Raw genomic sequence first — 12,235 nt, forward strand, 5'->3', positions numbered from 1 at the left:
TATTGCCGGCTTGAGAGACCCGCTTGCCGCCGACCCGCTGTCGCTGTTGTCTGGAACGCAGGTCGATCCCGCCAGCGTTCATTCACGCTGGCAATTCTATCAGAGCCTTGATCCGAAGTTCGTGGTGAAGCGGCTGACGGCGTCGCTGACCCCGCCCAAATCTGTTCTGCTTTCGATCGTCCAGGGTCGCATCGTTGTCGTGGGTGAGGCTCCTGCCAACTGGATCAACCGGGCGCGGGCCGCCGCAGAACAACTTTCGGCGGACGGAGTGGTTCTGGATCTCTCGCAGCTGCATGAGCTGGACCTTGCAGAACTTAATTATTTGAGAGAGGCCATCCAGGCGACCGATATTTTCTTCTATTCCGGCAAAGCTGTGCCAGGACCAGAGCAGATGCCGGTCCTCGACAGGTTGGCGCATCAAATAAAGGAATTCGCCCAAAATGCCCGCAAGTCAGGCGTAACAGCGCGGTTCATGTTGACCGGCCATTCGGACGCCACGGGCCGTGAGACGGCCAACGTGTCGATCAGCGCCGCCCGCGCCGAGACAGTTCGTGCGCTTCTCAACAAGCGCGGCGTCGCTCCGGAACTGCTGCTGGTTCGGGGCGCTGGCACCTTTGAGCCGGTGGTGCCTGAAAATAGTCTAACTGGGAGCTCCACCAATCGCCGGGTTTCGATTACGGTAAAGCTAGAGTAGTGCGGAGCTAGGATATTGCAAAAAAAGATCTGCATGTTGGGTGGGTTCTCTGTCGGAAAGACGAGTCTGGTTCGCAGGTTTGTGCAAAGCATCTTTTCAGATACCTACTTGACCACGGTGGGAGTGAAAATCGACAAGAAGAGTGTCGCACTCCCGGACAAAACCGTGGATCTGATTTTGTGGGATTTGGCCGGCGAAGACGATATCGGCTCATTCCGCGTCAGCAATGTGCGGGGTGCGGCCGGGCTCGTGCTTGTCGTCGATGGGACGCGCGCCTCTACTCTTGCCGTGGCGCTCACTCTGCGCGAGCGGGCCGAGGCCGAATTCGGCGCTATGCCGTTTGTATTGCTGTTCAACAAATCCGACCTGGCCGATCGGTGGGCAATATCGGATAGTGAGATTAACGAACTCAGGCAACGTGGATGGCAAATCTATCTAACAAGTGCGCTTTCCGGTGAACATGTTGATGATGCGTTTCGTCAGCTTGCTTCGATGGTCACCAAATAGGCCATGCATAGATTGCCAAAAGAAGTCGGAAGCTGGATTTATGATTTCTTCTACAATCAGCACTCTGTCGCATATCTGAAAATTGACTCCCAGCTTTGCATAGCCGCGAAGGGCGGTAACCTTAAACATTACGGGCTCTCGTCGCTTCGGACTGGCAAGCCTGTTGCCGATCAGCTTGAATTTATGGAAGGTTTGCTGCCTTGCCCGGAGCTTCCATATCATATGGCCATGGTCGAACTGCCCAGCGGGCGCGTCGCGGACCTTCATCTTTTTGCCGGCAATGCCTGCGTGTGGCTGCTCTTTCTTGATGCCACAGCCGAACGCGACAACAAGCAGCGGCTTCAACAGAAGGCTTATGAAATGACGCTCCTGCAAGAGAGGGAGCGTCAACTCAACGAGAAATTACAATCGACGAACGAGGCGTTGAGGAAGAGCCAGGAGGGATTGTCGCGTGAATACCAGCGCGCCGAATCCCTACTCCTCAACATTCTTCCGGCGTCGATCGCGGAGCGGCTAAAAGCGCACAAAAAAATTGCAGACAACCACGCCGAGGTGAGTGTGCTTTTTGCCGACATCGTCGGTTTTACGGAAAGAACCCGGAGCGTCGGCGCCGTGACGACGCTCGCTATGTTAAATTACTTCTTCAAGGCGGCGGATCGGCTCTCGGAACGATACGGCTGCGAAAAGATCAAGACAATCGGCGATTGTGTGATGGTGGTCGCTGGCCTGCCCACCGCGCGATCCGATCATGCAGAAGCTCTCGCGCGCTATGCACTTGAACTGCGGAAGGCGGTAAAGCGCGAACGCTTCGCAGGAGAACCGCTGAGGCTCAGAATTGGAATTCACTCGGGACCGATCGTCGCTGGCGTCATTGGCAAAAGGCGGTTCGCCTATGACCTGTGGGGCGAGACCGTTAATCTCGCCTCACGCATTCAAACGTCCGCGGAGCCCGATGAGATCCGCATTTCGGATGCAACTCGCCAACTGCTTGGACGAAAATTTGCTTGCTACCCACTCGAGGAAACAGAATTGCGTGGTGCAGGTCGTGTGCGAATGTGGCGGCTCCCGGCTTGATTTGCCGCAAGCGGGAGGCGACGGAGCGATCCAAATTGCCGCGTTTTGCCGCGAACCCCGTTTCAAATCGACGATTCGAGTTCCTGGCAGTTCCCGCTCATGCGCTTACTATTTGCTTACTTTTGAAAAGTTCGCAGCAAAAAGGCGCCTCGCGGCGCCCTTGCTAAGCTTCTGTCAAAGCCTGGAGATCGAATGGTGGGCGTGACAGGGATTGAACCTGTGACCCCTACGATGTCAACACAGTTGGTGCTGGGAATAGGCGGGAATACTCGGGATCGCCCGAGGACGAAATCCCCCATTCAGTCGTATGTTCGTCCACATTTCATGGGCGAAACATGGGCGACATTCCGGCGCGCCAAGCTGCGGCCGAATGGTGGTCAGTTCATGGTTTCAGCGTCAAAGGCGCTCCCCTTCCTGCCCTTCGTCAACAGTTCGGCTTGTCCGCGCTCGATGCCATCGAAGCGTTGAAGCTCGGCAATGCTCTCGGTCGTGCGAGGGCATTGCGATGAGCGGCCTTCAGATATCCGATCGCCTTCGCCAGCAGCTCGCTTCACGTCCGTGCCGCAATGAAGCACTTATGCGAGACTTCGAAACCGGCGCCGCGATCACGCATCGCGCCCGCCAGACGCCACCAAGCATCGTCGCCAAGATGGCAGCCGCCTTCACCAAACCAAGGATGCGACGGCAAATTGACGTTACCCAAGAGCGTCAGAGGCGGCGCAAGTGGGGCGGATCAAGCATCATGCCTCACGACCTTCGCCACTTCTACACCGAGGGTGAACGTGCGGTCTTGGGGGTTATCGCTGAGCAGGTCAAGCGTAAGGGCTTCTGCGATCTCTGCCTTGATAAGATTGCCGAGATGTCCGGCGTGCGTCGCACGACCGTGCAGAACGCCATCAGGAAAGCGCGCAGCGGAGAGCGGGCGCATATCAGTGTGCAACTGCGCCCTCGGTCGGGGCAGAAGAACCTGACCAACATTATCCGGATTATTTCGAGCGCATGGATGCGCTGGCTGAAGCGCAGCATAGGGTTCAAATCCCTGAACCCCTCTGAGAGATTAATAGAAAGCTCTCTCTCAGAGGGTGTTGCAAGGTTCAAGAAGGCTCCAGCGAAAGAGCAGGCGGAACCGTGGCGCTTCAACATGCAGTCATTGCCTGTGGCGGTCGGCGGGGGTTTCGAGAACACCCTAACGTTGCCGAGGTGTTGAGACCATGACCGCTGACACACAAGCAAAATTGAAGGCGATTTGGTCGAGTTGCAGATGCATTCCGCCGCCTCTCGCCGCGCTTTGAGGGCGAGAGGGCAGCTCTCTCAGCAATCGCATTCGAGTGCTTCTTGCAGCATGACTGCCGATTGTCGGTAGGTGAGATTGGGAGAATGGCGGGGGTTTCGCCCAGGACCGTTCGCCGCGCGCTCAGGTTGTCACGCGATATGCATGTGAACCTTTTCAGCGTCCACGACCGAACCCATTGGGGCGACACCAACATCCTCCGGATATCCAGTGCGCAATGGCTCCATTGGCTCACTCAGGGAAGATGGAACGGGCCGGCCGACTTCCAGGTGGGGCCTTCTGTAGAGGGGAGGGGGTGGGTCAAAGTCTAGAAGGGCTGGGGCGCCTACCGGCTTGGGGCATTCGTTTGTAGCGAGTGGAAATTGGAGGCAAAAAGCCACTCGTTGACTCGGTGAGAAGTGATCTCTCGTCGGTCCGACCGCTCAGGCTGATGGCAGCGCGAGCAAGCAGGGATGTGAGATTGATCGTCCGGTCTTCACTTGCCGGGTCGAATGAACTGCCGGTTCGGTTGGTCGTAAGCAGACTTCAACCCGAGCAATTGGTAGGTCAGCTTCGCGCCCGCATATCGGCCATAGAGGCGATCTTTGCCTCCGCCCGGAAGCAGACATTGGCGATCACCTAAAGCTCATGGTCGCGCCACAACCGGCCATTCCCGCAGGTCTGTCTGCTATGCCCTACTCGCCCGAACGCTCAGCCACCGATCATGGGGCTTTCCGATGCACCGACGTACCTCGCTGATGATCCACCCGGCGCCTGTGAGTGCAGACCGCAGGGCCGGCTCGCGCCAATACGTCTCGACGTAACGCCGCGGCGCCTCAGCACTGCCGTGTGTGGACGCATCCTCGCCGTCACCCTCTCTAACCGAGACGTGCAGTCGGCCGCCGGTCCGGGTCGCCTCGGCGAGCCGTCCAAGCACCGTACCGAAATCATCGCGTGTGACGTGAATCAGGCAGGCACAGGCCCAGATCCCGTCGTACGGCGTGCCGGGACGCTGCGGGTCGGCCAAGTCTTCGGTCAGCGGGTCCAACAGGTCGGCCTCGAAGCCACTCTCGCGAAGCAGTTCGACGAAACCCTTCGAAATGTCGGTGCGCCGGACGCTAATCCCCCGCTTCTCAAGCTCAAGTGCATCTCGCCCGCCACCGCTTCCGATCTCCAGCACCCTGCCCGAGCCACCCAATTCGGTCACGAATGCATCTATCTCTGTCGCGACCCATTCGGGCATCGCCGCGGCCTCGGCGGCGTACTCCGCCGCGACCGCATCATAAGACTGCACGGTCTCCCGATCGGTGCTCATCCTAGTGCTCCTCCTTCAGTTGGTGACATCGCGGGCGATTTGCTTCCCAACTTTAGCAGAAATGCGATCAGAGACACCACCGACCGATTGCCATTGCCAGCGCGCGGCAATGCGCCCTCCCATCGGCCATAGGGCCAAGGGGCGTGCCTGAAAGTTGACATCGATCAACCGACGCTTCAACGGCATAACTGCGCCAGAAGCACAACCCTGCCCGATCTCTTCCATCGTCGCGCAACGCCCTGAATACAGGTACACCTTGTCATCGACATCGAACCCCTCCTGCCCTACAATCCCACTTGACGGCGGATTTTACTAAAGACTTCCGGAGGATTTGGCGGCGCACGGAGGGTGGCCATGTCGCTTCTAGTTATCGGGACGGGGTTTGGGCGTGCCGGCACCGACTCCATGCGGGAGGCACTCAACATGCTTGGCTTCGGTCCCTGCCATCATATGTACGAGGTCACCAGCAACGAAACTCAGAAGCAACGCTGGCGCGCCGTGGCAAAGGGCGCATCCCCGGACTGGGAAGAAGGCTTGTTCGAAGGCTATTCGTCCTGCGTGGACTGGCCCTCATGCTATTACTGGCGTGAACTGATCGAGGCCCACCCGCCGGCGCGTGTCATTCACACGGATCGCTCGGCCGAGGGTTGGTGGCATAGCATCGAAAGTTCCTTTCTCAGCATGTCGCGAGCCGCCATGGACCCGGACTCTCTCGGCGTGGTCCTGATCGCGGGAAAGGTATTTGGCGGCCGCATGGAGCGCGCCCACGCAATCTCCGTCTACGAGGCGCATCGCCGCGATGTGCTCGCCACGGTCCCACCTGATCGGCTGCTCGTGCATGCGCTGGGCGATGGTTGGGAACCGCTGTGCCGACATCTGGGCGTGCCTGTCCCGGACCAGCCATACCCACAACGCAACAGTTCCGAAGAGTTTCGCAGCAGAATGGCCACGCCGGATTAGTGCGGCGGCCGCTTCGCGCCCCCAAGTCGGCCATTAACCCGTTATGGCCGTGGGCCAGAAGCAGACATTGGCGCCTTCGAGACAAAATCGAGCGTTGGTTTTTGAAAGGGATGAAATTGATTGGCTAAGTAGGATCTATTGATTCCAGCGCTGAGCAGATGCCGGCATGTGAGGATACTTTCACACCGGTTTTTTCTAGCGCGCCCAGAAATAATCGCACATCTTCCTTCCGACCAAGCCGAGCACTAACCTCTCCAGTGAGGTTCTGAATGAGTACGGGCCGATTGACGCATAGCCACTTCAATTCCTTGCGACCCTTGGCAGCCAATCCTTCTTTGCCAAACACCGCGGCGGCGATCAGGTGATAGAAGGCATTGTTTGGCACTGGCGTTTTCTCGATCCACATGGCGGCATTTTCCGACTCTCTGTCAAAAAAGCTGCACAGCGCCAAGCCGCTCTCGTAGTATCCGTTGGCGCCTGGATTAGTTTCGCGTGCTGTCCGCAGCAATGTGCATCCCCGCTCCCAGTCGCCTGACAATGCTAACCGATAACCGTACTCGCCACGCAGTTCCGTATCGTTCGGATTGAGTTGCAGCGCCTTTTCTCCAACTTGTCGGCCTGCTTCGAATTGACCGCTGAAAAACAAAGCGAACATCTGCGCCTGTAAAGCCCGAACGTTTAGCGGATCAATTTCGCTGGCGTGCCTCGCGTTGGCCAAAGCTTTGTCGATAGCTGGTTGAGCCTTGGCAGGATCATATGGCACCGTGAAACGGACCTGCTCCAGTTGCATTTGTGCCAGCAACGCCCATGCAGTCGAATATTTTGGAAACCGCTCGACTGACGTTTCCAAACATTGCCGGACCTTCGCCTGTAAAGTGTGATCCATCGACATACGGTATGCGTAGTAGGAAAGCGTACATGAATAGGCCGCCCAGTCGTCGGGGGGCTGACCAGTCACCCGCGATATATCCGCCTGGAAGATAACCCCGTAGGTTTGGGCCAGCGACGTGGCGACGTTTTGGGCGATGTCGGACTGAACCTTCACTATGTTCGATGTCTTGTGAGCCCCCTCAAAGGTGTTGGCCCAGAGGATGGATCCGTCTTCGCGATTGATGAGCCGAACGCGTAGGTGAAAGGCATCCTTCGAAATATCCACGCTTCCCGCCAGAATGAATCGAGGCGGAGGCTTGAGCGTGGCGCCACCGTACGCAGCCTGTACGACCACAATATCCCTGAACTTGGCGAGTTGAGCCACGATCTCTTGCGTCAGTCCATCAGCAATAAGTGACGAAGAGCCGGACCTCGCAAGATCCTCTAGCTGCATGACTTGAACTCGCGGGACTTCGGGCGAACCAGGCGGCGGCCCGGTCCCGGGTAAGAACGTAAACACTGTAAAAACGATAAGCGCTGCCGCTCCAAAACCGGCAAGCATTGTAGGCCAGAGCCATCGCGAGGCCACTGCATTCACCGTGGAAGTAGCCGTTAGCGGCTCGTTTTTAGGCGCCGCAACCCGAAGAACTTGTGGGTTAGATTGGAACGTAGGGATGTAAGATCCCTTTGGCACTGTTATTACGACGGGATCGGTTTTGCCTTCCGTGAGGTAATATCGTTCCAACGTGCGGCGCAAATGAGCGGCAAGAATGCGGACGATCGGATCGTTTTGGGGGTCGAACGACGCATCGCGACCCAAGACTTCAATTGCAATTGAATAAGCCTTAATACCCCGACTGCGGCCGGAGATAGCTTCGTTTACAATGTAAGCAAGAAATTGCTGTTCTCTCTGCGTGGCTTGGAAGTTGGGGCATGATATAATCCTATCCAATTGGGCTCGATATTCTTCTGCCCTTAATTTCGGATCAGACTGGTCTATCGCAGCTACGTAGTTCACACCATCCCCATGCTTTCCCACTGCCAGCGACATCGATTTCGGTGAAGTGATATCTTGTTCGACCGCCAGTCTATCCTTGTAAGGGTTGGCACGCAATCATCGGAACCCGACCGTGCCACAGGAGTGATTGTTTCACCTTTAACGGGCCGATTGTCCTTCGGCTAACTTCCTGGCTCAATTCGAACCACGTAAATCTACCACGTAAATTACACTGTTTACGTATCCCGCCGAAGAGATCGCGCATAGTAATGGCAGATGAGACCCGGGGGGATGATGGCGACTGAGCGCGATCTGGGAGGCGCCCATTGTCGGGCATTTGAAGCGGCCGCGAAGCGGTTTCCGCACGCCGAGTTCACGATACTGAGGCTGATTCGTTCAAGGGATTCGTTTCGCGAACTTTGCGAGGAACTGGCAGACGCTGAAATTGCCCTTTCTAAAGTTCCTGAATGTGTCGCCGCGCATCGCGAGGCACGCCAGAGGGAGTGGGAGGAAATTGTGGATGAGCTTTTATTGGAGATTAGCAACACCCTCGAAGGCTACTGAATATCGAATCATCACTTTTCCTAAACACATCGCTTGCCAGCAGTCACTGAAGGGCACCGGATTTGAACTGAGCCAGGGTCGTCACCTGCAGGGACGACTGGCGCCTAAAGCAAGAGGGACTTCGCAATGACTGGATATCACAAACTGGGTTTGGCGGCGGCGATCGCAATGATGCTCGGCTCGACCGCGCTTGCCGCGGATGTTTCGCCGCTTGTCATGCCGCAAACGGCGCCAGAGGACAGTACGGAGGATTGGTCTTTCGTCGCTTCGCCCTATTTCTGGGCTGCCGGCCTGTCAGGCAAGGTCTCGCAGTTCGGCTTGCCGACCATCAAGGTCGATGCGAGCTTCAGCGACATATTCCAGAACCTCGACTTCGCCTTCATGGGGGCGGCCGAGCTGCGCCATGAGCGTTTCAGCGTCATCGGCGACTTCATGTATATCAAGCTCTCGGCCGACGCCGACACACCGTTCGGCCTGCTGACCAAGGAAGTCGACGTGCAATCGGAAACCGTTACCGGATTGCTCGGCGTCGGTTATGCGGTGCTCGATAGCGACCGGGGCCATCTCGATGTCGTCGCCGGCATACGGGTGTGGTCCGTCGATACGACGATATCTCTCAATGGCGGTTTCCTCGACGGGCGCTCGACGAGCGACGGCGCGACCTGGGTCGATGGCATGGCCGGCTTTCGCGGCAAGTATGATCTGACCGAAGAATGGTTCATCTCCGGCTGGGGCCTGGTCGGCACCGGCGGCGCCAATGTCGATTGGGATGTCGCCGCCAACATTGGCTACCAGTTCAACGACACCATCTCGGCGGTGGCGGGCTACCGGGCGCTCGGCGTGAACTATCGTGACGACGGCTTCGTCTTCGACACGGTTCAGCAGGGACCGATCTTCGGAGTGACCGTGAAGTTCTGAACTTCAACATGATACATCAGGGAGAAACGACCATGCGGAATTCGACAGACATGCGTAGAAGGCGTCTTGCGCTGGCAGGCGTGGCAGCAAAGGCTTTTTTTCGCAACCGGCTTTTCCCACACCGCGCGAAGCCAGGAATGCGGCCGTCATTCGTGGCCAAGTTTGCGTATATGTTACCGTAACGTACTTGCCTGCCGAATAAACGAAGACGATGCTTCGCTATAGCGCGCCACTAGGCTTTTAGGCTCCTTGCATACTTTTCGCGACACGCATCAATGATTTGATTTGAGCAATGCCTCTGGCGTCTTCAGGCGTCGTTTGGCACGTTAACGGGAGGGAAATCCAATGACAGTTAGCATCGACGCCACTAGACGCGACTTTTTATTGGCAGGGGGGTCACTGGTTGCCGCCTCGGCCGTCGCAACGATTGCGACTACAGCAGTGAGCACCGCCGCAAGGGCGGCCTCGTCAGGCAAGAAACCGAACATCGTCGTCATTATGGCCGATGACGTGGGCATCTGGAATATCGGCGCGTACAGCCGTGGGATGATGGCAGGTCGGACACCTCACTTAGACAAGCTTGCTGCCGACGGTATGTTATTCACCGATTACTATGCAGAGGCGAGTTGTACGGCTGGCCGCGCCAACTTCATCACCGGCGAACTCCCCATACGCACTGGCATGACCACGGTCGGTCAGGCGGGTTCACCCATCGGTATGCCAGCTGCCGCGCCGACCATTGCAACCGTGCTGAAGTCCATGGGTTACGCTACAGGGCAATTCGGCAAGAACCATCTTGGCGACCTCAATCAATTCCTACCAACCGTCCACGGCTTCGACGAGTTCTTCGGGTATCTCTATCACCTGGATGCCATGGAAGACCCGGCTCACCCTGGTTATCCTCAGGAACTCCTGAACGAAGTAGGGCCGCGCAACATGGTCCATTCGTGGGCCACTGAGGTTGACGATCCGACTGAGATGCCGCGCTGGGGCAAGATCGGCAAACAGAAGATCGAGGATGCCGGCACGCTCTATCCCAAGCGGATGGAAACCATCGATGATGAAATTCAAGCACTCTCGTTCAAATTCATCGACAAGGCGATGAGCGACAGTAAGCCGTTCTTCCTCTGGCTCAACCCAACGCGCATGCACATTGTTACCCATCTTTCCGAGAAGTACGAGAAGATGCGTACGTCGGAAAACGGATGGACTATTCACGAAGCCGGCATGGCGCAACTCGACGATATTGTTGGCGCGACCATGCAGAAGCTCAAGGACATCGGCGAAGATGAGAACACCATTGTCGTGTTCACCACCGACAACGGCACCGAAAACTTCACATGGCCCGACGGCGGTCAGACGCCATTCTTTGGCGGCAAGGGCACGACCTACGAAGGCGGCTTCCGAGCTCCTGCGATGGTCCGTTGGCCGGGGCACGTCCCCGCTGGCTCGATTGGCAACGGTTTGATCTCAGGGCTTGATTGGTTTCCCACTCTTGTCGCAGCCGCAGGCAACACGAACATTGTCGTCGAGTTGAAGGCGGGGAAAGAACTCAACGGCCAAATGTACAAGGTCCATCTCGACGGCTACGACCAGACGAGCATGATAACTGAAACCGGCCCATCGAACCGCCACGAAATCTGGTACTTCGCCGAAAGCATTCTCGGGGCCGCCCGCATCGACGACTACAAGTATACTTTCAAGGAACAACCCGAAGGTTGGATCGGCGATACTGTCACGCTAGGCGCACCCACGGTCGTTAACTTGCGACTTGACCCCTTCGAACGTACGGCTTGGCACAAGGGTAATACGGGCTCGCTCGAATATATGGAGTGGTACAAATACGAGTTCTGGCGGTTCGTTCTCGTGCAGAAGAAGGTGGCAGAACTCGCGAAATCTGCCGTCGAGTTTCCGCCTCTGCAGGCAGGTGCAAGCTTCGGTTTGAGTGCGGTCAAGGAACAGATCGAGCACGCCATAAGCAAACGTGGTCAGTAGCAGACCTTCGATTGCCGAGCGTAAACTGAATCTTAGCAGAGGGGGTGGCGCCGTCACCCCTTCTCCGAATCTCTATACACGTCGGAAGGTGTCCGCGAGCGCACTGCCTGCATGGACCCTTCACACTTGGGCAAAGGAAGGCCGAATTATGCGACATTTTCTCTATGTCATGATGCTGTTGGCAAGTTCTCTCCTCTTCGGCGCGGATGCATTCGCTGCCAAATCCGTCAATCTCGGCACGCTGGTCTGCGACATGTCTAAGGGCATCGGGCTGATTATAATTGAGAAGCAGAAAATGACCTGCGAATTCCGTCCGGTCAGCGGGCCGACGGAAAATTATGTCGGCAAGATCACGGACATCGGGATCGAACTCGGCGAGGTCAAGCAGGGCCATCTCATCTGGGGCGTGTTTGCCGCGGCACTGATCGATATGCAGCCCGGCGCCCTCGCTGGCAAATATGCCGGGGTCGATGCGAGCGCGGCTCTGGGCGTGGGTGCCGGCGCCAATGCGCTTATGGGAGGAACAGGCAAGGGGTTCATCCTCCAGCCATTGTCGGTTGAAGGCGAAATCGGGATCAACGTTGCTGCCGGCGTTCGCACCGTGAGCCTCAGCTTCGAGGCCGACTAATTTCCACCGGCCCATCAACGGCGGCGACTAGTGGAGGCGACCATGAAACGGTTTTACACCGCATTTCTTGCAGTTGGACTTATAATTTTGACCGGCTCGTCTACTCCGACGCGCGCGCAGAGTGCCAAGCCTTTCAAAGTGATCTATCTCTCCGATATTTCGAACCACGGCGAAAAGGCCTTGATAAGAACAAGGGCGACAAAGTCCCGTGTCGCAGCGATACAGACCGAAATCAACGGTGATCGCGCACTTGTTTCCCAATTGCGCGCCATGAACATTCAGATCCGCAACATCATCGGTGCGGACCGGGCAATGAACGGCAGTGTGATCTACTATGTCCGGTAAGGCCAGCGCCAATGGGACAGCTACGATCTAATCAGACAACCGCCGAGAATCTTCTGCTATCGACGCGCCACTAACCTCGAACTGGGCTGGTGCGGCAC

14 protein-coding genes are annotated in these 12,235 nt (G+C 57.1%); 11 read left to right on the forward strand and 3 right to left on the reverse strand.

What is annotated here, in order from left to right; translation table 11 throughout:
- From ACSQ26_RS00005 to ACSQ26_RS00025, 5 genes are all read left to right on the forward strand, one after another.
- Positions 1-694, forward strand: a 694-nt coding sequence (locus ACSQ26_RS00005) for an OmpA family protein (protein ID WP_436005056.1), incomplete at its 5' end; no start/stop codon positions are given.
- Positions 695-709: 15 nt separating this feature from the next.
- Complete coding sequence (locus ACSQ26_RS00010; protein ID WP_436005058.1) at positions 710-1,201, forward strand: Rab family GTPase; 492 nt, start codon at positions 710-712, stop codon at positions 1,199-1,201.
- A 3-nt stretch (positions 1,202-1,204) separates the two neighbouring features.
- Entirely contained in the window at positions 1,205-2,275 is a 1,071-nt protein-coding gene (locus ACSQ26_RS00015) for an adenylate/guanylate cyclase domain-containing protein (RefSeq protein WP_436005060.1), read from the forward strand.
- Positions 2,276-2,610: 335 nt separating this feature from the next.
- Positions 2,611-2,784: a hypothetical protein gene (locus ACSQ26_RS00020; RefSeq protein ID WP_436005062.1), complete on the forward strand. Its 174-nt coding sequence runs from the start codon at positions 2,611-2,613 to the stop codon at positions 2,782-2,784.
- Positions 2,781-3,482 (forward strand): hypothetical protein, encoded by a 702-nt coding sequence (locus tag ACSQ26_RS00025; RefSeq protein WP_436005064.1) that lies wholly within the window; start codon positions 2,781-2,783, stop codon positions 3,480-3,482. The genes ACSQ26_RS00020 and ACSQ26_RS00025 overlap by 4 nt, the downstream gene beginning before the upstream one ends.
- 751 nt (positions 3,483-4,233) lie before the next feature.
- On the opposite strand, the gene ACSQ26_RS00030 is transcribed toward ACSQ26_RS00025, so the two are convergent.
- Complete coding sequence (locus tag ACSQ26_RS00030; protein WP_436005066.1) at positions 4,234-4,860, reverse strand: class I SAM-dependent methyltransferase; 627 nt, start codon at positions 4,858-4,860, stop codon at positions 4,234-4,236.
- Positions 4,861-4,875: 15 nt separating this feature from the next.
- Positions 4,876-5,085 carry a hypothetical protein gene (locus tag ACSQ26_RS00035; RefSeq protein WP_436005068.1) on the reverse strand — a complete coding sequence of 70 codons (210 nt, stop codon included), beginning with the start codon at positions 5,083-5,085 and terminating at the stop codon, positions 4,876-4,878.
- Between the two features lie 129 nt (positions 5,086-5,214).
- On the opposite strand from ACSQ26_RS00035, the gene ACSQ26_RS00040 reads away from it, so the two are divergent.
- Complete coding sequence (locus tag ACSQ26_RS00040) at positions 5,215-5,820, forward strand: sulfotransferase family protein (protein ID WP_436005070.1); 606 nt, start codon at positions 5,215-5,217, stop codon at positions 5,818-5,820.
- A gap of 124 nt (positions 5,821-5,944) precedes the next feature.
- Here the strand turns inward: ACSQ26_RS00040 and ACSQ26_RS00045 are convergent, their stop codons facing one another.
- Complete coding sequence (locus tag ACSQ26_RS00045) at positions 5,945-7,804, reverse strand: hypothetical protein (RefSeq protein ID WP_436005072.1); 1,860 nt, start codon at positions 7,802-7,804, stop codon at positions 5,945-5,947.
- 174 nt (positions 7,805-7,978) lie between these two features.
- On the opposite strand from ACSQ26_RS00045, the gene ACSQ26_RS00050 reads away from it, so the two are divergent.
- From ACSQ26_RS00050 to ACSQ26_RS00070, 5 genes are all read left to right on the forward strand, one after another.
- On the forward strand, positions 7,979-8,251 hold the full coding sequence (locus ACSQ26_RS00050; protein WP_436005074.1) for a hypothetical protein: 273 nt from the start codon (positions 7,979-7,981) through the stop codon (positions 8,249-8,251).
- Positions 8,252-8,377: 126 nt separating this feature from the next.
- Positions 8,378-9,169, forward strand: coding sequence for a hypothetical protein (locus ACSQ26_RS00055; RefSeq protein ID WP_436005076.1), 792 nt, complete (start codon positions 8,378-8,380; stop codon positions 9,167-9,169).
- A gap of 345 nt (positions 9,170-9,514) precedes the next feature.
- Positions 9,515-11,164, forward strand: a complete 1,650-nt coding sequence (locus ACSQ26_RS00060; RefSeq protein WP_436005078.1) for an arylsulfatase — start codon at positions 9,515-9,517, stop codon at positions 11,162-11,164.
- A 148-nt stretch (positions 11,165-11,312) separates the two neighbouring features.
- Complete coding sequence (locus ACSQ26_RS00065) at positions 11,313-11,792, forward strand: DUF992 domain-containing protein (protein ID WP_436005080.1); 480 nt, start codon at positions 11,313-11,315, stop codon at positions 11,790-11,792.
- A 42-nt stretch (positions 11,793-11,834) separates the two neighbouring features.
- Complete coding sequence (locus tag ACSQ26_RS00070; RefSeq protein WP_436005082.1) at positions 11,835-12,137, forward strand: hypothetical protein; 303 nt, start codon at positions 11,835-11,837, stop codon at positions 12,135-12,137.
- The last annotated feature ends 98 nt before the right edge of the window (positions 12,138-12,235 follow it).

It is taken from the genome of Rhizobium sp. LjRoot254, assembly GCF_964254105.1.
Lineage (GTDB): Bacteria > Pseudomonadota > Alphaproteobacteria > Rhizobiales > Rhizobiaceae > Rhizobium_E.